This window comes from Microcoleus sp. AR_TQ3_B6 (assembly GCF_036702785.1).
Lineage (GTDB): Bacteria > Cyanobacteriota > Cyanobacteriia > Cyanobacteriales > Microcoleaceae > Microcoleus.
Genome location: NZ_JAUBVJ010000003.1, coordinates 189,214 through 211,922 on the forward strand (window position 1 = coordinate 189,214; position 22,709 = coordinate 211,922).

Consider the following 22,709-nt stretch of genomic DNA (forward strand, 5'->3'; position numbering starts at 1 on the left):
GTATGCAAACACAAAAAGTAGGCTCATAACACTCACGCCGACAGTTATGCACAGGTTCTATATTTGCAGGGTGAGCAGGCTCAAACATCTTAGAATAAAGGCTTGGTTGCCACGAGCGATCGCCAAAGAAATCAAAAGTTTACGATCGATCGACCGCTCGCCGTCAGAGTCTTGCACTTTGCATTGACGGCAAATCCCAGAACCAGTATCAGTCCAAAAATTTCTGGATCGTCTTATGCAGTACCCGGTCGATCCTGCCCTCCTCGGGCAACAAATTTGCCAAATTCTCGCGACCAACTTCGATCGAGAAATCCTGCTGCAAATAGCAAATACTTTGGGGGTTGCTTGTCAGGCAGATTTGTGTTTTGTTGCTGCTGTGGTTGACCAGAAAGTAGTAAATCCGAATGCTTGCTGGCAACTTTGGAGCGATCGCCAAAATGCCGCCGGTGCTGCTGCGGGTTCAACTCAAACACCGGAACACTCCCAAACCACAAAATTAAAATCGCCTAGCATATCACTAGAACATCCCATCTGGGCAAACGTGCTAGCAAACGGCGAGAGAGTAGCGATATCCGACTATCAAGATAGTCTGGCAGCTTCATCGCCCAATTTCCCTGTGACACCGCTGCCTTTTCGGGCAATTTTGGCAGGGCCTGCGCGATTTGGAGGGGCTGTAAATGGCATGATGATTCTTGGTAAGTCGCACCCTCACGAGTGGTCGGTTACCGACCTGCAGCACCTAGAAGCAGCATCGAACCCGATCGGTTTGGCAATTTCTCACATTCAAAAAACTCAAGAAATTGCCAACTTAAACGAACAGTTACAGCGGCAAGCTAAATACAAAAATCTACTCATGTCAGTTGCTGCATCGATCGACACCAATTCAGAAGCCGATCGAATATTGCAGCAAGTTATTGAAAATACCGTCGATACCCTGGAAGTAGATAGAGGTCAAATCCTGCTATTGAAATATACAGATCCTCTATTTAAAACTCGCTCCCCCCATCAAACGCCCAAAGTCAAAGTCGAATTAGTAGGCGAATCCGCTCTGAAAAAAAATCCCAAAAAACAGGCAATAGCACCAAGCGATGCCGGAAAAAAAAGCTCGACATCCAAAACAAAAAACAAGGACAAAGCTGCTAATTCCAAATCCAAAATCTCCAACTCAAAACCAAATAACTCTCCCGCTTTTTTGCTGTCGGAATCTAATTTGTGCGACAAAGCATTCCACAGCGCACCCAAACCCCTCGCCCTCGCTGACGCAGGCGAATTAATCGGCAACGAACAAGAGGGCGCCGCAGCAATCTTGAAACTCCAAGGCATTCGCGGCTTGCTGCTGGTTCCCCTGACCGGCGGTGCCGGCCAGGAAACAGTCTTGGGGTTCTTGGTTTTGCAGCACTCCGAGCCGCGCGCTTGGAGCCCTGAAGAATTAGAAGTTCTCGCATCAGTCAGCGCTCAAGCGAGCAGGGCGATTATCCAAACTCAGAGGCTCAAGGAAGCGCAAACCCTAATCTTCGACAGAACCGCTCAGTTGCAGCAAAGTCTCGACGTGCAGGCGAAACTGTACGAACAATCTGCCCTTCAACTAGAGCAATTGCGCAAATTGAAGCTGATTAAAGACGAGTTTCTCAGCACTATGAGTCACGAGTTGCGCACCCCTTTAACCATCATGAAGCTGGCGATTCTGATGCTCAAACAAGCTGAACAGGCGTCAGCGAGTCGGGCTAAGTATCTCGACATTCTAGAGCAGCAGTGTTCTAAGGAAACCGATCTGGTTAACGATTTGCTGACCCTCAAGCAGTTTGAGCCTCAGCAAGTCCCGATTTCTCTAATCAAAATCGATCTCAAGGGTTTAATTCAAGATTTAGCTGGGGATTTTGAGAAACAATGGGCGGATAAGCAATTGACTCTGAAGGTGGATTTGCCCAAGTTGACCCCTTGCTGGGAAACCGACCCGGACAGTCTCAAGCGGGTGCTGCTGGAACTGCTGACGAATGCTGGAAAATACTCGGCTTCTGGAACGGCGGTTGTTTTCCAGGCGTCTGAGGCGGCTGGCTATATTGTCCTGACCATTTCTAATTTGGGGTCCGGCATTTCTGCTGCTGATTTGCCGCACATTTTTGACAAGTTCCGCCGCGGCAGTGGCATTACAGACCAAGCTATCCCGGGTACGGGTTTGGGTCTGGCTCTGGTAAAGTGTTTAGTACAGCACTTGAATGGTACTATTGATGTGTCTAGCAGTCCGGCAAAAAGTTCTGAAACTGATGAGTTGTGGCGCACCTCTTTTACTCTGACTCTGCCGCAATCTCCAGCGGACTCTCTAATCTAGGAGAATAGTTGGGAAAAAAAGTGGCTCTTAATTGGTAGCGAACAGGCGAAACGACAAGACTTGCCTTTATAGGGAGATTTGGAAATATGGCAAACGCTACCAAATTCTCCTTTTTGAATTGTTTGTCTGGTTGCCCGCCTAAATTGTCGGTTCTCCATGGCTGATTCTCCCTAGAACTTATGATGTCTGGTTATTTGCCCGTAATTAGCGGGTGTTTGTAGTGAGTACGACCGTCTTCTGTTGATAGATAAATCAGGACTCTTCGTCCGGGCGTGCGAACTTAATTATGGTTGTATAACCGGAGATGATATTACGCAGTCGTGACCAAAGAAACCGGGTTTTTTAACTCTTTCCAAGGCCGGCAACGAAGTATTTTTGTACATCGAAGCCGATTTCTGCGTCCGAGACTGTCCTCTAAAAATCGCGCGGTGCATAGAACTCGATCGCCAATATTATGCTCACAAAAGCTGCACCTAAAACCCTGCGTTGGCAACGTTCTAAATATTCGCCGCTGGCACGACAAATAGACGTTTTTGCAGCGGCGGGAAAGTTTATGTTTTTTTTGTGGTGGGATGGACTGCTGCAAAATAATTCTCCTCATACTAGAAGAATTCGCGCTCATTGGTTGGTCAATACTTTGCTGGATTTAGGCCCAACTTTTATTAAAATCGGGCAGTCTCTCTCGACTCGGGCGGATTTGCTGCCGCTTGAGTATGTCAAGGAACTCGAACAGTTGCAGGATCGGGTTCCTGAGTTTAGTTCCGAAGAAGCGATCGCTCTTGTAGAATCAGAGTTAGGCAATGATATTTATGCTTTGTACCGCGATTTTGACCCCTTGCCGCTCGCTGCTGCGAGTCTGGGACAGGTGCACAAAGCGAGGCTGCACACCGGGGAAGATGTGATTGTAAAGGTGCAACGTCCGGGTTTGGAAAGTTTATTTGATTTGGATGTCAAGGCCGTGCGCCAAGTCATGCGTTTTTGCGATCGCTATTTACCTGGGACGCGCAAGTACGACCTGGAATCTATTTATCACGAGTTTTTTAAGATTTTATATCAAGAAATTGACTACGTGCAAGAAGGTAAAAATTCCGACCGCTTTAGCCATAATTTTCGAGAATATCCTCAGGTTATTGTCCCGAAAGTCTACTGGCAATATACTACTAAAAAAGTGCTGACTCTAGAATACGTACCAGGCATTAAGGTGGACGACCGCATTAGTTTAGAGGCGATTGGAGTAGATATTCCGAAGCTCAATCAACTCGGAATTTGCTGTTACTTGAAGCAGTTGTTAATTGACGGGTTTTTTCAAGCTGACCCGCATCCGGGAAATTTGGCGGTGACAGAAGATGGTAGCTTGATTTTTTACGATTTTGGGATGATGGCTGAGGTGAAGTCTCTGGCTAAAGACGAAATGGTCAAGACTTTTTTTGCTGTGATGAGAAAGGATACTGACGAGGTACTCCATACTTTAATTAGGATCGGCTTAGTTGAGCCGATGCCGGATATGATGCCGGTACGCAGGCTGATTGCTTTTCTGTTGGATAAGTTTATTGATAAGCCGATCGACTTTCAAGCTTTTAATGAAATTAAGAACGAACTTTACATGATGTTCGAGCAGCAACCGTTTCGCTTGCCCGCAGAAATGATGTTTATTGTCAAGTCGGTGACGACTCTCGACGGCATTGCTAGAACTCTCGACCCTAACTACAATTTCCTAGCATCCGCTCAGCCTTTTGTCAAGAGTATTGCGGTGAGCAAGGGGCGGGGAAATGCGATCGGAGAATTGGCAAGGCAAGCGCGAAGTTTTATTACATATAAGTTACGGCAGCCGAGCAAATCGCAAGTTTTTCTCAAGCGTTTGGAGCAGCGAATTGAAGAGGGCGAACTGCAAATTAGAGTGCGAAATATCGAGAGCGAAAGAGCCTTGAAACGCATTAATTTAGCCCTAAAAACTCTAGTTTTTGCTTGTCTGACTGGTTTTGTGTTTCTGTCGGGTGCAGTGCTGCTGGTGGGAGGATATAAAACGGGGGCGATCGCAGCTTTTGCTGTTTCGGGATTCGGCGGCTTGTTTCTGTTGCGCTCGCTGTTAGATTTGTTGGTTAAGGAAAAGCTCGATCGAATGGTCGAGTGATAAATATACTTGGTAATTGGGAATTGCGATCGCAGTCAATCGATTTGAGATTTGAGATTTTAGATTTTAGATTGACCCCACGGATAAATGCTCTTTCTTGAGGATTTTCGAAAATCGATTTGGGATTGATTCCACGGATCAATCACGTGGCGGGTACCACCTTTGAAATTTTTGGTCAGGACTTTAGTACTCATTAAAAAGACTGAAGTCCTGACTACAAACTGTCGGAAATTCGAGCGGCGGGGGCTCTCGCGAAAACAGTTTTTGAAAGTGCCTGGATGCTCTACAATCGGGAAAAGTTCAGCGAGGCTACACAACTGTTTGAGGATTGTGTGCGTTTAAATTCGGCGGATGGGGTAGCTGCAATTTATCTCGATCGCTGCCGACAACAATTATAAAAGTAAAATAGCCGAAAGCTTTACCGATGCCACCGAGTCCAAACATACCAATTAAAGGATAGGGATCTTCAATTATCGAACTTTCTAGCGTTTGCAGTTCGTCTTGACGATCGTAAAACCGGGACAAGTCGATCGCTTCACCGTCATCTTGCTTAGCTTTTTGCAATTCTTCGTAGCGACGCAAAACAGCTTGAATATTGCGCTTGGACACTGTTTCGCCCAAGATTTGGGAGAGACTTCGCCACAAGTGCGAACCCACTTGTTTGATGTAGTCGTATTCGTAACCTAGCTGCTGGGCAATTTCCGAGTAGGAATGTTCCGCCCAAGTTTCCAGAAATACAGCAGATTGCAGATCGTTAAGTTTTTGTCCGTGGTTAGCAGCTTGTAAAAGCCCATCGACTATTGTCAGCGCTTCTTGTCCTCTCATCCCCACTACCTTGACTTATTATTTTAAGTTTAGTGGCTTCTCCACCGCTTGCCACTAGCGTTTCAGGAAACCGTATAAAAACTTTACAAAAGTAACTCACTTTTTCTCACCGACAGAGCGATCGGGCGTGGGTTATCAATTTAATAGCTTTTAAAACAAGCTGAACTTACTAGAGGTAAATTATGGCTATTAATCATAACGTTCCGTATTTCAATCAAGAAGATAACCAGATTGAAGGTTGGCGCACCTGCGGTGCTACGAGTGCAGCAATGTGCTTAAAGTATTTTAATGTTCCAGATTTAGGTTCCTTCCCACAGTACGAAGATGACGTTAAAGCACGTTTTGATAGACTTGGCATAGATCACGGTTCTCCCGATGGAATCAGGAGGTTGTTAGAAGGTTTAGGGTTAAGAGATGATTTGACCATGAAGGGAAGTCTATCAGACATTACTCGCTCTCTTGATTCTGGTGAAATATGTATCTTGCATGGCTTTTGGACGAACTCAGGTCACATCTTGGTTATTCGTGGTTATAACGGCAACGGTGACTTTTTTGTGAACGATCCACATGGAGAATGGTTCTACGGTGGGTATAGTGTAAATTCACGAATTTCACCAGATAACAAAGGTGAAAATAAACTATACAGCCGCAGGTTGATATCCTCTGCTGCTAATGCCCTTAGCTGGCGCCAAGCTTTGGAATTTTATGACACTTGGGATAGTAACAAGATCGACTCTACTGCAACAATGTGGCTACATAGAGTTTCTCTTCAGCAAAGAGGCGGTTCTAAGCCAGGCGATATTCCAGAAGCAAAAGAGGAGCCATCAAAAATTGGGGAAATCTTGAAAAATAACCGAGTAATTAATTTGAACGAACTCACTGCTGACCAAGAATTAGTTCGGGAAATCCAAAGCCGACTTAATGCTATTGGTCTGCTGAACTTGTCTGATGTAAATGGAATTTTGGGGAATGTTACTAAGAATGCGCTAACTCGTTTTACCGATTCAGTATTCCTCAACAACATGAATACTGGCTTATTTGGGAAGACATTCTTCCAAAAACTTATGGAACTCCGGGGTACGCCTCTTGTAACTACTTTTCCGACAGATCCGCCAGGTTCTTTGCCGGAAAAACTTGCGACCGCACTTAAATTCACCTTGAAATGGGAAGGAGGCTTTGTCGATAACCCATTTGATTTAGGCGGGCGGACAAAAAAAGGAATTACCCAGAGAAATTATGACAGCTACAGGATGGACAAACGACTGCCCACCAAGGATGTGAAGGATATTGAGGACGCCGAAGTGATGGAAATCTACTCCGAGAGGTATTGGAAACCATCCCAGGCTGATTCAATGATATTGCCTCTAGCTATAGTGCATTTTGATACTGCTGTCCTTTTTGGAGTAAGGGGTGCTGTCCAGTTTTTACAGGAAGCATTAGGAATTGCTGCTGATGGAATTTTTGGACCGCAAACTGAAAGTGAGCTGCAAGCTAAAAATAACAAAAAAACAGCCTTGAATATTATCGATGGAAGAATTGCTTACCATCACAGCAGAGTTAGGCAGAACTCTTCCCAGGAAGTCTTTTTGGATGGTTGGGTGAACCGTGCTAATAACTTGAGAGAGTTTATCGCAAACCTGTAGAGAAAAACTGAACTAAATTCGGCAAAAGGTTTTTCCGTTATATTGAGCCGCGATCGCATCTGCTTTTAAAGGCAAGGTGCGATCGCTCTCCCACTAGATTGTCAATCCTAATTTTTTCTTTGTGTAAATACTTTTAAAATATGAACTTCCCGGCGATATTGGATGTGGTTATTAGCTTGTTTTTCATTTACTTAATTCTCAGCCTTTTAGCTTCAGGTTTTCAAGAATTCATTGCTACAGTTTTTGAATGGAGAGCTAAACATTTGAAGTCAGCCATCGAAATTCTACTTGGTGACAATGAAGCAAATGATCCGTCCGCTCTACAAGCCCAAGAAATTGCTGATAAGCTGTGGAATCATCCTCTAATTCTATCTCTGAATCAAAGAAAAAAAAGAAAAATTCTTCCACGTTCTGTCGGTCCTTCCTATATTCCTTCAAAAATGTTTGCGACCACCTTGCTGGAAATTTTGAAAAAAGATTACGATTTTAACGCTTCAGAAACAATTGGTGAGCTCGTAGAATCAATCAATAAAAATGAAAAACTAGAGCCACAACTACAACAGCGGATTTCTTCTATCGCTTTAATAGCTCAAAGAACAGCTAGTGCTAGTGAGAATGGAATTAACGCTTTAGAAAAAGAGATAATAATTTGGTTCGATCAGTCGATGGAGCGAGCATCGGGTGTCTACAATCGAAATGTTAAGGGGTTTGCTGTTTTGATTGGCTTATTAGTTACACTGGCGCTCAATGCGGATACATTTCACATCCTTGAAAGCTTAAACAAAGATGCTGCTTTGCGATCTGGTATCAATCTAGTTGCCAGTAATGTTATTAGCAATAACAAGAAGCAGATAGACGACTGTTTGATAGAGACAAAAAAAATGGATGATCCCAGGCAAAAAATCAGGAAACAAAACCAATGCTTTGAGGACATTTATACAGGTTTGGATAATATAATTATGCCTCTTGGCTGGGATACTTCTAATTTCCCCGTCTCTATACAGGAACAATTGGCAAAGCAAGTAAATCCGCTATTTTTTACCAACAGAATGCCTTCGATATTAGGAACCATCAAACTTATCTTTGGTTGGCTGTTGAGTGCTGCAGCCATAGGGATGGGTGCGCCCTTTTGGTTCGATCTGCTCGGTAAAGTTATTAATGTCCGTAATGCTGGTAAAGTACCTGAATCAACATCTAATGATCGGTCTAGTTGAGCCAGGTTTGGTGAAAACCTTTAGCGATCGCTCTCCTGTCGCTACTCAAGTCAGCAAAGCCTTTGATTAGCTGTTAAATAGCGATCGCCCCTTGCTTCATTAACCGGTCATGCGATCGCACCCCGTCACCTATCCATCGTTTCACCCAACAACAGGAGATGAGAGTGAAAGGTGCGATCGGCTTTTATGAAATAGTTGCTTAGAAAACGGAATACATTAGAAACCGGGTTTTTGCCGTTGCTGCTGGTCCTCACCCAGTAATCTCGCCAACAACCCGGTTTCTGGCCACCCGTAAACCCAAGAAACCGGGTTTTTTGCCGTTTCTACTGACCCTGACGCAGTATTCTCGCAAAAAAACCCGGTTTCTGACCACCCGTAAGTCCTAATAGCAATAGGGGCAGGCAAGATGCCTACCCCACACACTTGATATCACTTTGATATCAGACTTAAATTTTCAATACCCCCAGGGGAATTCGAATCCCCGTCGCATCCGTGAAAGGGATGTGTCCTAGGCCTCTAGACGATGGGGGCGCGTTGCGTTTGCTTGTGTTCCGCACCTTTATTACCTTAACTAATCTTTCCCAATCTGTCAACTACTTTGCGAAAGTTTTTTTTCTACTCGTCCCAAAGCTCGTCACAGTAGGCTTTGAGGATGGCGGCGCAATTGCCGATCGCCCCTATATGAGCAATTTCAAAGCCGTGGGTATTTTGGGTGGGGAAAGCCAAACAAGCGGCGCGGGCTACGTGGCCGAACTTCATGGCGATCGAAGCATCGCTCCCAAAACCGCTAATTACCGCCAACTGCACCTCTACATCGGCTGCTGCGGCTGCTGCGCGCAATTGGGCGTTCAATCCTTCATCGTAGACTCCGTAGCCGTCCTGAACCAGCAAAACCGGGTTTTCGCCGTCAAGAATCGGGTATTCCGGCGCCAGAGGGCAAATTTCCAAAGCGATCAGCGCGTCCAACGGCTGGCGCTGGGTGAAATACAAAGCTCCGATCGCCCCAACCTCCTCCTTCGCCGACGCTACCAAATAAACATTCACCGCAGGCTCTTTCAAACATTGGGCCAGAGCCAGCAAAATCGCCACTGAAGCCTTGTTGTCCAGAGTGTAGCTCGCGATCCAGTCCTTCAACCGCAGCGGGCGCTTGCGGTGCTTTCCCACCACCATCCGCGTGCCCGGTCGTATTCCGGCCTCGGCTAATTCCTCGGCGGTACACTTAGTTTCGATCCAGGCATTTTCCCACTTTAAAGAAACATCTTCCTGCTGAGCTTTCTGAGGAGATTCGTGAGAAACATGGCGGGAACCGAAGCTGAGAATGCCGCTAATTGTTTGCTTGTCTCCGAGCAAATCCACCACGCCTTCGCCGTAAACCCAAGGAAACGCGCCGCCCAATCTGCGGACTTCCACGCGGCCACTCTTGCCTATTGTTTTAACTAGGGCGCCAATTTCGTCTTTGTGGGCGGTAATGGCGATCGACTTTTCGGGATTGCGACCCTTAATTAGGGCGATCGCATTGTCCGCGCGATCGACCCAAGCATTCACTCCCAGGGCGGCGAATTTTTCCATCAACCGCTGGTTAATTTCCGATTCCGCACCGCTGGGTGAGTGCAGCATTACTAATTCTTCGATTGTTTGGAACAGGCCATCGAAGTCTAACATTTTTGTTTTTCGTTTTTAGGAGCGAATTTTGACATATATTAAAGCACATTTACCCTCTATTTCCCGGCGGTACACTTAGTTTTAATTCAGGCCTTTTCCCACTTGAAAGAAACATCTTCCTGCTGAGCTTTTTGAGGAGCGTAGGAATGAGGCAATTGGAGGCAGCAAAGGGCGATTGAGTAACAAGATTCATGCGAGCGCGTGGATGCGTTGGGCAATCCGTTGGGGTTTCACCTCGCCCCCGGACAAGTTGGTGACGCCAGAAGGAGCCGACCAACTGCAGCCGTTACTGATGGGGGATACAGTGCTGGCCAACAAGGGCTATGATGCAGATCGGGGCGTAATTGACCCCCTCAATGCCGAGGGGAAGAGCGCCATGATTTCACCTCGGCACCACCGCAAGATGCTGGGAACTTACCATACGGAATTGTACAAAGCCCGTCATTTGATTGAAAACATTGCCGCCAAGCGGCTGCTGTATCCGGCAATCGCGACGCCCTATCACCCGTCAGGCGGTGAACTTTCCGGCGTGCGATTCTTCTGGCTGCTGGGGTCATCTGGTTGAATTGATGACACGCTCTAAATTAACTTGACAGTGCCGTAAACTAATATGCCTGACCTCTTGAGTAACTTCTTTGCGAATAATTTCATTCCTCACGGGCATTGTTACCTCTGGAAACCCGGGTTAGTCTGGCTGCACTTAACGTCAGATGCACTGACTACCCTCGCTTATTACTTGGTGGCGGTTGCCATCGTTTACTTTACGAATCAGCGTAAGGATCTGCCTGCCCAGACGGTGGTGTTGCTGGTGGGTTTCTTTTTTATCTTTGCCTTATGTGGCACAACCCACCTGATGGAAGTAGTGACACTTTGGCACCCCATCTACTGGGTTTCAGGACTGATCAAAGCGGTCACTGGTGCTTGGTCTTTCTATACGTTCACCTTTTTACTGATTCCCTTAATTCCAGTGGCGCTCGATGCGCCAAGTCCAGCCCAACTCGCCCTTACAAACCAGGAACTAGAGGAGAGCCGCCGCCGTATCCAGGCGATTAATGTCGAGCTAGAGCAACGGGTGCAGGAACGCACCGCCCAATTGGAAGCTTCTAATCGCACCAAAGACGAATTATTGATGCGCGAACAAATAATTCGGGCAGAGGCAGAGGCTGCCAACCGTGCCAAGGATGAGTTTCTCTCGATTCTTTCTCATGAACTCAGAACTCCTCTCAACGCCATCTTAGGATGGTCAGCGATGTTACGGCAGCGAACCCTGAGTCAGGATAAGGTTCTGCGGGCTTTGGAGACGATCGAGCGAAACGCCAAGTCTCAAGCCCAGCTAATCGAAGACATCCTCGATGTTTCTCGCATCATTACGGGTAAACTGCGCCTCCAAGTCCGTCCAGTCAACCTGGTTACCGTGATTGAATCTGCGATTGAGTCTGTACGCTTGGCGGCTGAGGCAAAATCAATTCGCCTGCAAAGCGTGCTCGATTCTCAAGCGGGTTTGCTCTTGGGTGATGCCAATCGGTTGCAGCAAGTTGTGTGGAATCTACTTTCTAACGCCCTCAAATTCACCCCTAAAGGCGGGCGAGTCGAGATTCGTTTGGAGCGGGTTAATTCTCATGCTGAAATTACTGTCAGCGACACTGGACCCGGCATCAGCTCGGAGTTTCTACCGTTTGTCTTCGATCGCTTCCGCCAGCACGACAGCAGCACCACTCGCAGTTATGGGGGGTTGGGTTTAGGGTTAGCCATTGTGCGTCAATTAGTTGAATTGCATGGCGGGACTGTAACGGTAGTGAGTCCAGGGATAGGACAGGGGACGACCTTTACAGTCACACTGCCCGCGATGATTATCCCTCTACCACCGAGCGATCCAGAGCCATTAAACTCGATCGTCGAGACGAAGCCGAGGGTTGACGCGTCGCCGAGCCTTGAAGGCTTACAAATCTTAGTGGTAGATGACGAGGCTGACGCGCTAGAGTTGCTGAACACGATTCTGCAAAATAATGGTGCTGAGGTCATCGCTGTTGCGTCGGTCAAGCAGGCGTTGACCATTATCGAAACCGCAACGGATCGCAGCCCCGATGTTTTAGTGAGCGATATTGGGATGCCGGATGAGGATGGCTACTCCCTGATCCGCAAGTTGCGACAACTTGAAGCGCAGCGGGGCGGTAAGCTACCCGCGATCGCGCTGACGGCTTATGCCCGGAATGACGATCGTCGGCAGGCACTATTAGCAGGTTTTCAGATGCATTTGACCAAACCCGTAGATGCTGCCGAGTTAGTGGCCGTGGTTGCCAGCCTCACCGGACGTACAAGCAGGTGCTAAAACCCTGGTGTATTGAACTCGTCCTTTTACTGCTTCTGTTGCAAAAACTGTTCAAGAACCAATGTCGCCTTTGAAAATAATTAATAATTGGGTTCTTCTCACCTTGGGGAGAAGGCTAGCGCTTGTGCCGAACCAAGCTTGTGAGTGTCGTCTCCAGCACAAACCTCTGTTAACTTGATTCAGGCAACAGGTCTACTGTGTCAAGGATAGGAAGCACTCTTCCTTCATTATCGAGTAGAGCCTGCATGAGTTCTATAGCGGTTCGATCGCGTGGTGAGGTATGCCCGTGGGCCCGTGGGCATGATGCCAGATAGTACCTCATGTTACGCTCGAAAGGCTATACATTCTCTAGGGCGCCAATTTCATATTTTTTGTGAGCGGTAAAGCCGATCGACTTTTGGGGATTGCGGCCCTTAATTAGGGATCGCGCATTGTTCGCACGATCGACCCAAGCATTCACTCCCAGGGCGGCGAATTTTTCCATCAACCGCTGGTTAATTTCCGACTCCGCACCGCTGGGAAAGTCGAGCATGACTAACTCTTCAATTTTTGGGAACAGTCGATCGAACTCTAACATTTTTTATTCCCGTGTTTTGGAGCTCATTTTGACATATATTAAAGCATATTTACTATAAATTTAGTATTTTAATTAACAAAAAAATCACTCTATGTACTGATATCTTGCGCCCGAGCTACCCAATATAATAAGCCTAGTTTGTTGACTAAAAATCTCGCCTTTTATGTTTAAACCACCGCCAGAAACCCAGTTTTTAAGCGGTGCAAAATGTGAGTGCCGAGAGGTTTTTCCATCCGCTAACGTTATTATAAACTTTAAAAGTTTCTCAACTTTTTGCTATGGTTTTCCATAAAATTCAGCAACTCGTGCATCGCAAAATTAGAGCCAAAAAGTTAGGGATAAAATTTAACAGAGTTGCTAGCTTTCAATTGCCCGAACAATTAATTGTGCAAGGAAAACGCCATCAAGTAAACTTGCCTTCAGAGAGAGGCATGAACGGAGAATTTATAGAAGTGCTTTTAGACGACTGCTACGGAGTCGAGCAATTATCTGAATCCCTGATGACAATTATTGATGTTGGAGCCAATGTAGGGTTATTTCCGATTGCTGCGAGGAACAGGTTTCCCCAGGCCGTAATTCACGCCTACGAAGCTAATCCCTACCTAGAAAATTACCTCAAACATCAATCTAAAATCGCAAATTTTACCTATTTTATGGAAGCACTAGGAGACCGAGATGGTAAAGTAGTCCTTGACATTCGGGAAGTCTCGGGAAAAACCCGCTCGACCGTGACCGAAAGCGGCGACATACCGATGGTATCATTTCGCAGGGCGATCGAGCGAATTGGTGGCAGCGTTGATTTAGCAAAAGTAGACTGTGAAGGTGCAGAATGGCTGTTATTTAAAGATACAGAGATTTGGCAATTTGTGGAAAACCTTTCTTTAGAATATCACTTGTGGTCTGGTCACACTCACGCCGAAACCCGACAAGTTATTCAAAACTTAGGATTTCGGATCAGAAAGCAAATACCAATAGATAAATGGTACGGCTCGATATTAGCATCCCGAACCCGCAACCCTCAAAAATATAGCAGATGTTGAAGGAATAAGAAAGTTCGGCAACGGATTCGCTTTTTGAGGATTTAACGGAGGTCAGTCAGAAAGTTTTAGTTATCTCTGGGTGGGTGACAAATATAGCTATAAACCATGCCTTAGGCTGGTGGCAGCTCCCTCGTCCATGTCGATAAAAGTGACCCTTATTACGACTTAACTTCATTAACTATTCTATTCGGCTGGGCTCATCCCGATGCGTGCAAATATGCTGCCAGCAGGTAAAATAAAGAGAGTAGATCGGGTAAAAAAATCAGCATAACTCCCGAAGAACAATTACGCCGATCGGCTTGTATTCAGGAAATAGCGCCAATCAAGAACAAAAATACAGATTCAGAAGATAGGGCGACCTGAGAAGGGCTTGAGAAAATAATGTAAACGTTTTAGGCAAGCTCGATCGACCCTGCGGGCTATTTCAATTCTTCCGCGTGAAACACTACTTAGAAAATAAGCTGTTAAGCCTCTAAATAGCTTGTTTGGTAATCGTGAATTCCTTGTAGTTCAAGCGTCCTCGCTTGCTAGAATATACAGTTTAAATGCGTAACAGCTTATCCTAGGCTGTCCTGTGAATTTGGGAACGGAGAAAGCTGAGAAAGCGTAATTACAATCGCCGGTTCTCCAGCAAGCACTCCGCAGCTTCTAAAGATTGGCGACTTAGCATTTAATATAGCTCTGGTCGCTGTTAAGCTCATCAGCATTTTTATCTAATTTGAATAAAATAAGCACGAATACCGGCACCCTCGGTTTAAAAATTACAATCAGGGATAATACTTAGCAATAAAATGCTGAGTTAGCTGTTCCGTAACAATTTATTAAAATTAGCAATTTTAGCTTTCTACGCCAGCACAAAAGCCGAATGAAATGCTAAAAATTGAAATATGAAGCAACAACGGTATAATCAACAACAAATTGAATCGTTCGCCCAAGCGGTGTTGAACGATGGCTATTGTGTGTTGCGCGATCATTTTTCCACCGCAACACTGAACGTTTGGCGCGAAGCTTTTGCGCCCTTGCTACACGATCATATCGAGCGCGAAGGTAAACTTCGCAATCGCGGCCCAGCTCGTTATTATGTTACCCTTCCTTTCAACGCTCCCTTTGCCGATCCCAGTATTTATGAAGATGAGGATGTGCTAGCGCTGGTTGAGCGTTTGGTGGGCGAAGATGCGGTGATGTGCCAGTTGGCGACAGACACGCCGTTGCTGGGTTCTGACTATCAAGAGGTGCACCGGGATGCGCCGCCACTTTTCCCGGAAACTGGGAGAGAAACGCCGCCATTCCAACTAGCGGTTAACTTCCCACTCGTCGATATGACGCTGGAAAATGGCCCGTTTGAGGTGGTGCGGGGCACGCACATGAGTTCGAAGGCGGAAGGGTTGCAGCGCATGGAGTCGGGTGAGATAAAGTTAGAGCCGGTTTTGATGAAAGTGGGAGATGTGATGATCCGCGATGTGCGGGGGCTTCACCGAGGCACTCCTAACCGCACGGAAATACCGCGCCCGATGGTGGTGATTGGCTACAGCCGGCGCTGGTTAAATCGCCCGGAGGTTTGCATTCACATTCCCCGTGCTTCCTTCGATACTCTTTCGGAACGCGCCCGCCATTTATTGCGCTTTAATCCGATTGTTGAATCCCTGGAAGAGAAGCCGGAAGTTGAGGTTTATCAAGCGTTTGCTTACTAAAAAATAATGTGATAGGCGTTCGCTCTGTGACATAAAAGGGCGATCGCTTTTGCTTTTTTTTGAGATTCAACCGCTTGCAAAAGTCTCGAATTGGTAATTGGTCTTGAACACAAGCCGTTAACTCATATCAGGTCTGGGTACTTACCCAGAATTAAGCAGCAACTGGAACTTGAGGCCACCAGTGAAAGTTTGTTAAACCCAGAATTAAATCTTGCTGTTGGAGTAATTGTTGGCAGCGATCAAATAAAACCTCTTCTAATTCATCAAGATTTTCAAAATTTAAAAATATTCTCCGTTCTATCAAAACGCCAAATTATCAAGAATTAGGAAAGGCGATCGAGTTTGCATTCGGTCAAGTTTCTAATATCTATTCCGGTTGCATTGGAATGATTAAACCGCAGAGAACGCTCCAGAACGCAGAGTTCGAGAACAGAGAGATGAATAATTTCGATGAAGGGCGGATTTGATATAACAAGATCTTTGGAACTGGTTTGCACACTGCTGCTATGGTACCTCATCTATCTGAGAAACCCTAAATCGGGATTTGGAGCACGGGGCTACAGTGGCATTCTTTTTGCGGGCTGGTATAACTATTCGGAATTCACAAATATTGCAATTCCTCAAGCGCTTGTGGGAGAGGGCAAATTAGTATTGGGTATAGAAAAATCTACAGGAAGCATGGAAGCGGCTGTCCCGTTCGGCTTGCCAGTTGCAGGGTCGGGCTGGTAAAGTTGGATACGATCGCGCCCAAGTCGTTTAGCTTGATACAGCGCTTGGTCGGCTGCGGCAATCAGAATTTCCGGTCCCGATTCAGATGCAGGAACAATACTCGCTACGCCCAGACTCAGAGTGACATAGGGGCTCACCAGAGAACCAGCGTGAGGAAGCTGCAAAGCGGAGATTTTGAGCTGTATGTGTTCGGCTACCATCACGGCGCCTTGAATCGCGGTATTTGGCAAAATAACGGCAAATTCTTCGCCTCCGTAGCGAGCTACTAAATCGGCGGGGCGATTGACTGCAAGGCCGATCGCCCCGGCGACTTGCCGCAAACATTCGTCTCCCCCTGGGTGCCCGTAGGTATCGTTGTAACTTTTAAAAGAATCAATATCGCAGAGAATCAGGGACAGAGGCGTTTGTTCCCGCGCTTGTCTGCGCCACTCCGTTTCTAAATACTGATCGAATCGGCGGCGGTTTGCTAGCTGCGTGAGTTCATCTAAAGTGGCCAAGCGCTCTAACTTGAGGTTGGCCGCTTGCAACTGCTGGTAGAGTTCTGCTTGCTTGATGGCGATCGCCAGCTGGGTGGCCAGAGAAGACAGCAACTCTACTTCCAACTGCATCCACTGCCGGGGACTGCACTGGTGGGCCATCAGCAGCCCCCACAACTCGTCTCCTTGCACTAAAGGCACTACCAAATAAGCTCTCACGGCGAATTGTGCGAGCAAGTCAATTTGATATTGCGGCAAATCTGCGGCCAAGACATCGGCGATGGGTCGGATCGCCCGATGTTGGTACGCTTCGTGATAGAATTCGTCAAAACAGAAATTTTCCAGGGTTTCGCCCAACATCGGCTTGCAGTTGGGAGCTACAGATTCCACTGTTACCGCCCCCGTCGCCGGGGAAAGGCAGAAAGTGCCGGTACAGGGGTTGAAGCGGACGATCATCACTCGATCGGCCTGAAGGAAGTGGCGCACTTCTGTCACTGTCGTCCTGAGCACTTCGCCCAAATCCAGAGACTGGCGGATGTGCTGAGTAATCGTCGCCATCAGCAGTTCTCGTTCGTTCTGCTGTCGCAGCGCCTCTTCTGCCCGCTTGTACTCGGTGATATCTTGAGCGGTGCCGAAAATTTGTTTGGGCCAGCCGTCGGCTGTGCGGGCGAACACTTGATCGCGGCCGCGGAACCAGCGCCATTCGCCCGATCGATGTTTGAGCCGATAGTCCAACTCCAAAATATGCCCGTCTTGGACCGAGGGAAATTTTTGCTGGTGGGCTTTGAGCCTCGGCAAATCTTCTGGGTACACCAAACTGGAGTACAAAGCAGTTTGCATCTGTAAAATTTCTTGGGGAGTGTAGCCGAGCAAATTAGAAGCTTGACCGTTGACGTAGACGTTCCGCTGTTCGGTCAAATCGTAGATGTAGAGCAAATAAGGCGCCGCGTCAGCAATCTGCTGGATGAAATGCTGGCTCGATCGCAATTCTTCCTCGATCCGCTGACGCACTTGCACTTCTTCCAAAGCTTGATCCCGCATGGTGCGGTAAGCTTGGATGCGGTGGGTGAGGTCGGTCACGTCTTGAATCACCAACAGGGCGTAAAACGATTGGCAGTTTGATGGCACAAAGCCGTAAGGCGAAGCTGAAGTCCTCAAGTTTGAGGGGGATGGGTCATCAACAGCTTCTGCTTCTGGCACCATACCTCCTGGTTCCAACTCAAGAGTCGATCGAACCAAGTCAGGAATATCCTGTTGAGCACAGCCCGTTGAGAGTGCAGGAACAGCAGTCACAGTAGTTTGCTGGATGCGCTGCAGGCTGTCTTGCCAAGTGGCCGGAATCAGGTATTTGTGAATTTGAGAAGAAAAAATTGTTGGCGGGCCTCCTGCAAAGATTTGCTGGAAGCGATTTGCGTACTTTAGCTGGCTCAGGTGAGGAAAAAAAGTTGTGATTTTTGTTCCCAAAATTTCGTCGCGGGGAATTTTCGTCCAGTCTTCGAGACAGGTATTCCAAAACAGCACCACAAAATCATCTCGCAGCAGGCAAGCGCCGACTGGTACGCTGTCAAGAACTCCAAACTTTTCCTCAATTGTTTTCTTCTCCTCGATCATAGACCCCCGGCAAGTTGATTGATAGCAGCCAACAAGGTATCAAAGGAACTGACATTGAAAATGAGGATGATATCTCCTTCAATCTGAAGCCTTTCAATCATGAAAGTCGTCTGGGCTAATAAAACAACTGTATCAGTACCTAAACCGCCAGATGTCAGCAAAGTAGCAATCGTCCCTTCGGTGTAATTGGGAATTGAGTAGTTCAGGCGCTGCTGAAGTAAGTTGCTGATTGCACCCATAACCCCATTAATTACAATATTTCCCACTTCACTGAGGGTACCTATTTTGACTGAATCGAGATCGTGAGTTCCAGCTTCTTCCCCTGTGAGCATCGTCACGAGCATAGCCGCGCTGTCGGTGGGAAAGACTAGCTGTGCAAGGCCTCCAAAGGATCCTGTGAATTTTAGCTGCACGGCGGCGATTTGCTCGCCGTTGAGGTGCTCCTCTAAAACTTCTTTCACGTCGTGAGGAGTCAGGATTTGAACGTAGGGAATTTGCAAGCGAATCGGGGAGTCGATCATGTCGTTCAAAATCCCTGCCGCTTGACCTATACCGATGTTGACGAGTTCCTGCAGAGCATCGAGCTGTCGAGCGGTTAATTTCATTGGGTGCTCTCCTGGCTGGCACTGAGAGCTTTTTTGATCCACCCGATCAGTTCGTCTGAGTTCGGCATTTTGTGAATGACTGCCAGGGCTCCGAGTTCCATGCACTCGGAGTGGGTAGTTGCTTGGATGTCTGCGGTAATTACTATGACTGGAATTTTATATCCTCTATCGCGGATGGCTTGCAGGACTTCCCGACCTTCCATTTCCGGCATCAGCAGATCTAAGAGCATACAATTTGGGGCTTTAGTGCCGAGCAGTTCTAGAGCTTGTGGGCCGCTGGATGCTTCCAAAGTTTCGTATCCTTCAGCTCGCAGCATTTTGCAGATTACTTTGCGAGTCAACCACGAATCTTCGACAACGAGAATTGATGTCACTACGTTCTCCTCCTTCTATTGTTTAGGACTGACCGGCGTTGCAGGTACTACTTTTATCTTGACAGTAATTTAAAGTGCTGGGACGGTGTGCGATCGAGATTGACTCGGAATTCCTGTTCTTAAAAACTAACGCATTAATGTGTTGGATAGTTTAGTATCTTAAACTATGGGAAGAAAAAACCCGGTTTCTGAATGAAACCAGGTTTGCGGGATCTGTATTGCTCCTAACATGGGCGCTCAATTATAGATTACCAAACGCTTCCGGAGGGACTCTACTCGCTGTTTGGCAGTGGCATTGTCTGGATCGCAGGCGAGAGCTTGTTCGTACATTTCCAAGGCTTGAGCTGTTAATTTCTTGCGCTCGTAGGCGTGGCCCAGATTGTTGAGACAGGTAACGTATTCTGGCTGCAACTTCAGGGCTTCTTTGTACTGGCGGATCGCGATGTCGTACTGTTCTTGCCCGAAGTGTGCAAAACCGAGGGCGTTGTAAATAACGGCTTGATTTTCTTCGCCTTCTAAGTCTTTGGCTTTCAGGGCTTTTTGAAACAGTACGATCGCCTGGGAGTAAAGCTTCTTATCTAAATAGATACTTCCTAATTCGTAGTATTCCTGTGCTGTTCCTTTTTCTATGGTCAGCTTATTTTCTAAGCGTTCCAGAGACATTTCCAGCTTCCGAGTTTTAAGAATCTGGCGCACCACAAACCAGGAAGTGCTGCCGAGTATAGCGAGCAGGACTGACAGGTAAACAATGAGCAAATTACTATCCATGTTTTTCTTAAAATTAGGTAGGTCTGGGGAAGGTTTTATTTATTTTAATGCGCTAGCAATCTCAAAGATTTGCTTGGGCCACTGTATAAAAAACAAGGAAAGAGCGATCTATCGGCCCGATCGCGATTTCTGAAAAAGCCAGAATCCAGAAGTAAGAACAAAGAAGGAAATTTTGTCTCAACCTCCTAGATTTATCAGGAGTTTTCCTTCTCTGGCAGACAGTTAAATCTTTCTTACTTCTGCTTTCTGCATTCGGAAAATAAACCGAACTTTCACGCTCCGGCTCGATTGGCCATTTCCACAACTTTACCGAATGTTGCTGGGTCAACGATCGCCATTTGTGCCAGCATTTTGCGGTTGATTTCGATGTTGGCTTTCTTCATGTTGCCGATCAGTCTGCTGTAGCTCGTGCCGTGCTGGCGCGATGCGGCATTGATCCGAGCAATCCACAGGCGGCGGAAATCGCGTTTGCGTTTTTTGCGATCGCGATAACCGTTACGCAGGGCTTGCATCACCCGTTGGTTAGCTGTGCGGAACTGTTTCGACTGTGCGCCTCGGAAACCCTTGGCTAATTTGAGAATTTTTTTGCGGCGCGCTCTGGCGACATTACCGCGTTTTACCCGTGTCATCTTTAATTTCCGTTAAACTTTACAAGTATGGAAGCATTAACCGCACGTTAGCATCGTTGGTCTCGTCGATGACGACCAGCTTAGAGAGACGGCTTTTGCGAGCTGAACTTTTGTGCTGTAGCAAGTGGCTTTTGTAAGCTTTACGGCGCACAATTTTACCGCTGCCGGTCGCTCTAAAGCGCTTTGCGGCTGCTTTGCGAGTTTTGAGTTTTGGCATGAACTGGTGTTATTTGGACACAAGGTTCTACCGTATCACGTTTGTGCTACTTTCTGCAAGGGAGATTTGGGGGTGGGGAGTTGGAGACAGAGTCCGATGGGGAGATTTGGGGGTGGGGAGTTGGGGAGAGGGTCCGATGGGGAGAGAATTTGACGATTTTTTCTATTTAATACCTGTTTCAAAAAAGAATGCAACTGTAGGCCCGTACTCCAAACTCTGGTAGTCATCAGTCATTCCCAATTCTTCAATTCTTTAATCTAAAATCTCAAATGGTATAACCTCACATAGCGGCACCAATGTTATCACCTTGGTTTCTTGCCACTTAGGTTTTAAAATTTTAGTTAACAGCCGATCGCCCTAACCGTCGCGAACCATCCAAACCAACATCCCCAGCAACGGTTCCACCGGGGGCACAGCATAGTCATTGAGGTCAATTGTCAGAGTTTTTGACTCCAACTTCAGAAATCTCCAAACTGTACCGCTGCTGACACTTCCGTAAATTGTGGCGATCGGGATATTGTTAATTTCATTAAACTTTTGAGCCGCCACCATTTCGGCCGCACACTGTCCCAAACCAACTTTTAAATCAGCTTTTTTCGCTTCAACTATGACAACAGCAGGCGCTTCAATCAATATTTGTTCGGGAGAGCGACTGATTAAAAAATCGCAAACTCCGCTCAATCCTAATTCCGGTTCAACGGTAAAATCTTCTCCCGAAAATAGGCTCACTTGCCGTTGCAAAATTTTTCTGACTTCGACTAAAATAGGACTAATAATCAGTTCCGATCGCGCTTTTTCAGAACCTGTAGCTGTAGCCAAGGGCAGTCCTTCAATTAGCGATTCCGTCAAATATAAACTCGGAGCGATTGGCTCGGTTTGCGGCAGGAATCGCCCTGCTTCTACGGTTGTTAAGCCAAAATCGCGTTTAGCCTTTCTGAGCGTAAATTCACTGTAGGACATTGAAAAGCACCAATTTTATTGATTTAGCAGTTTATTAAATTTCAAATCAAAATTATGGCATACAGCGATTTTACACTGCGAAAGGTTAAGCAAAGCTTCGGATTGACCGCAGTTGAAGGCGGCCGCTTTTTGCCGGAAGTCGAGCCGATTGCCCCCAGTCCCATTTTAGCAGGTTTGTTGGAAGATACTGTTCCCTGGGCGATCGCAGTAGGAACGGAAAAAGCCAAATCAGAAGTAATTATCGCTCCCGCGCTTTTGGAAGTCAAACGGTTGCTGAACCACCAAATCAGCGTATTTTCAGGTACTGATTTCACAGTCGATATCGCGGCGGGATTAAATGGAGTTTGCGACTTTTTAATCAGCCGGTCTCCTGAACAATTTGAGATAGAAGCACCTGCAGTTGTGCTGGTAGAAGCTAAGCGAGATAACATCAACAGCGGTTTGGGGCAGTGCATCGCTGAAATGGTGGCGGCTCAAAGATTTAATGAAGCCAACAATAACTCAATTCCGACTATTTACGGTTCAGTAACTAGCGGCACTGCTTGGAGATTTATGAAACTCGAAGGGCAAATTGTTACTATTGATGTCAGGGATTATCCGTTTCCGCCTGTCGAGACAATTTTGTCCATGCTTGTCTGGATGGTACGGGAAGGTTAAGAAGAAGTCATTAGTCATTAGTCATTAGTTATTAGTCATTAGTCAGCAGTTAGCATTGAGTAGTCAGTAGTCAGCAGTTATTTGCGCTCGAAACTGATAATCAGTAATCAATAACCAATAACCAATTTCCAATGGCTCTCCTGAACTTATGGTTATAAGTTTATCTAATCAAAAAAGCAAGCTAATACGCGATTCCTAAAATTATTAAAATTAGAAAAGCCATACCCTTGCCGCATTATCAA

The 22,709-nt window shown here is 46.6% G+C and carries 19 protein-coding genes and 1 tRNA gene; 9 read left to right on the forward strand and 11 right to left on the reverse strand.

Annotation, left to right across the window (positions count from 1 at the left end; genetic code table 11):
• Positions 1–235: 235 nt before the first annotated feature.
• Both QUB56_RS03160 and QUB56_RS03165 read left to right on the forward strand, forming a co-directional pair.
• On the forward strand, positions 236–2,329 hold the full coding sequence (locus tag QUB56_RS03160; RefSeq protein WP_332953074.1) for an ATP-binding protein: 2,094 nt from the start codon (positions 236–238) through the stop codon (positions 2,327–2,329).
• Between the two features lie 454 nt (positions 2,330–2,783).
• Positions 2,784–4,460, forward strand: coding sequence for an AarF/ABC1/UbiB kinase family protein (locus tag QUB56_RS03165; RefSeq protein WP_332953076.1), 1,677 nt, complete (start codon positions 2,784–2,786; stop codon positions 4,458–4,460).
• A gap of 309 nt (positions 4,461–4,769) precedes the next feature.
• On the opposite strand, the gene QUB56_RS03170 is transcribed toward QUB56_RS03165, so the two are convergent.
• On the reverse strand, positions 4,770–5,285 hold the full coding sequence (locus tag QUB56_RS03170) for a hypothetical protein (protein ID WP_332953078.1): 516 nt from the start codon (positions 5,283–5,285) through the stop codon (positions 4,770–4,772).
• 182 nt (positions 5,286–5,467) lie between these two features.
• On the opposite strand from QUB56_RS03170, the gene QUB56_RS03175 reads away from it, so the two are divergent.
• Together QUB56_RS03175 and QUB56_RS03180 are read left to right on the forward strand one after the other, a co-directional pair.
• On the forward strand, positions 5,468–6,928 hold the full coding sequence (locus QUB56_RS03175; protein WP_332953080.1) for a glycosyl hydrolase 108 family protein: 1,461 nt from the start codon (positions 5,468–5,470) through the stop codon (positions 6,926–6,928).
• A gap of 140 nt (positions 6,929–7,068) precedes the next feature.
• Complete coding sequence (locus tag QUB56_RS03180; RefSeq protein ID WP_332953082.1) at positions 7,069–8,142, forward strand: hypothetical protein; 1,074 nt, start codon at positions 7,069–7,071, stop codon at positions 8,140–8,142.
• Positions 8,143–8,600: 458 nt separating this feature from the next.
• Here QUB56_RS03180 and QUB56_RS03185 read toward each other — a convergent pair.
• Both QUB56_RS03185 and QUB56_RS03190 read right to left on the reverse strand, forming a co-directional pair.
• Positions 8,601–8,673, reverse strand: a tRNA-Glu gene (locus QUB56_RS03185).
• Between the two features lie 84 nt (positions 8,674–8,757).
• On the reverse strand, positions 8,758–9,804 hold the full coding sequence (locus QUB56_RS03190; RefSeq protein WP_332953084.1) for a M42 family peptidase: 1,047 nt from the start codon (positions 9,802–9,804) through the stop codon (positions 8,758–8,760).
• A gap of 175 nt (positions 9,805–9,979) precedes the next feature.
• On the opposite strand from QUB56_RS03190, the gene QUB56_RS03195 reads away from it, so the two are divergent.
• Together QUB56_RS03195 and QUB56_RS03200 are read left to right on the forward strand one after the other, a co-directional pair.
• Entirely contained in the window at positions 9,980–10,369 is a 390-nt protein-coding gene (locus QUB56_RS03195) for a hypothetical protein (RefSeq protein ID WP_332953086.1), read from the forward strand.
• 45 nt (positions 10,370–10,414) lie between these two features.
• Positions 10,415–12,133: an ATP-binding protein gene (locus QUB56_RS03200; RefSeq protein WP_332953087.1), complete on the forward strand. Its 1,719-nt coding sequence runs from the start codon at positions 10,415–10,417 to the stop codon at positions 12,131–12,133.
• A 337-nt stretch (positions 12,134–12,470) separates the two neighbouring features.
• Here the strand turns inward: QUB56_RS03200 and QUB56_RS03205 are convergent, their stop codons facing one another.
• Entirely contained in the window at positions 12,471–12,710 is a 240-nt protein-coding gene (locus tag QUB56_RS03205; protein WP_332953090.1) for a hypothetical protein, read from the reverse strand.
• A gap of 278 nt (positions 12,711–12,988) precedes the next feature.
• Between QUB56_RS03205 and QUB56_RS03210 the strand changes: the two genes are divergently transcribed.
• Both QUB56_RS03210 and QUB56_RS03215 read left to right on the forward strand, forming a co-directional pair.
• The gene (locus tag QUB56_RS03210) at positions 12,989–13,750 is read left to right on the forward strand and encodes an FkbM family methyltransferase (RefSeq protein WP_332953092.1); all 762 of its coding nucleotides are present in this window, start codon (positions 12,989–12,991) and stop codon (positions 13,748–13,750) included.
• Positions 13,751–14,637: 887 nt separating this feature from the next.
• Positions 14,638–15,441 carry a phytanoyl-CoA dioxygenase family protein gene (locus QUB56_RS03215; protein WP_332953094.1) on the forward strand — a complete coding sequence of 268 codons (804 nt, stop codon included), beginning with the start codon at positions 14,638–14,640 and terminating at the stop codon, positions 15,439–15,441.
• A gap of 620 nt (positions 15,442–16,061) precedes the next feature.
• On the opposite strand, the gene QUB56_RS03220 is transcribed toward QUB56_RS03215, so the two are convergent.
• The 7 genes from QUB56_RS03220 to QUB56_RS03250 all read right to left on the reverse strand — a co-directional run bounded on the left by QUB56_RS03220 (position 16,062) and on the right by QUB56_RS03250 (position 21,810).
• Entirely contained in the window at positions 16,062–18,257 is a 2,196-nt protein-coding gene (locus QUB56_RS03220; RefSeq protein ID WP_332953096.1) for a diguanylate cyclase domain-containing protein, read from the reverse strand.
• Positions 18,254–18,862, reverse strand: coding sequence for a chemotaxis protein CheC (locus tag QUB56_RS03225; protein WP_332953100.1), 609 nt, complete (start codon positions 18,860–18,862; stop codon positions 18,254–18,256). The genes QUB56_RS03220 and QUB56_RS03225 overlap by 4 nt, the downstream gene beginning before the upstream one ends.
• The gene (locus QUB56_RS03230; RefSeq protein WP_332953102.1) at positions 18,859–19,236 is read right to left on the reverse strand and encodes a response regulator; all 378 of its coding nucleotides are present in this window, start codon (positions 19,234–19,236) and stop codon (positions 18,859–18,861) included. The genes QUB56_RS03225 and QUB56_RS03230 overlap by 4 nt, the downstream gene beginning before the upstream one ends.
• 237 nt (positions 19,237–19,473) lie before the next feature.
• The gene (locus QUB56_RS03235; RefSeq protein WP_332953103.1) at positions 19,474–20,004 is read right to left on the reverse strand and encodes a tetratricopeptide repeat protein; all 531 of its coding nucleotides are present in this window, start codon (positions 20,002–20,004) and stop codon (positions 19,474–19,476) included.
• A 272-nt stretch (positions 20,005–20,276) separates the two neighbouring features.
• Positions 20,277–20,633, reverse strand: coding sequence for a 50S ribosomal protein L20 (gene rplT, locus QUB56_RS03240; RefSeq protein WP_015178606.1), 357 nt, complete (start codon positions 20,631–20,633; stop codon positions 20,277–20,279).
• 19 nt (positions 20,634–20,652) lie between these two features.
• Complete coding sequence (rpmI, locus tag QUB56_RS03245) at positions 20,653–20,850, reverse strand: 50S ribosomal protein L35 (RefSeq protein ID WP_006634164.1); 198 nt, start codon at positions 20,848–20,850, stop codon at positions 20,653–20,655.
• A 357-nt stretch (positions 20,851–21,207) separates the two neighbouring features.
• Positions 21,208–21,810, reverse strand: coding sequence for a hypothetical protein (locus QUB56_RS03250; protein ID WP_332953104.1), 603 nt, complete (start codon positions 21,808–21,810; stop codon positions 21,208–21,210).
• A 54-nt stretch (positions 21,811–21,864) separates the two neighbouring features.
• Between QUB56_RS03250 and QUB56_RS03255 the strand changes: the two genes are divergently transcribed.
• Positions 21,865–22,467 carry a hypothetical protein gene (locus QUB56_RS03255; RefSeq protein WP_332953105.1) on the forward strand — a complete coding sequence of 201 codons (603 nt, stop codon included), beginning with the start codon at positions 21,865–21,867 and terminating at the stop codon, positions 22,465–22,467.
• Positions 22,468–22,709 lie beyond the last annotated feature (242 nt).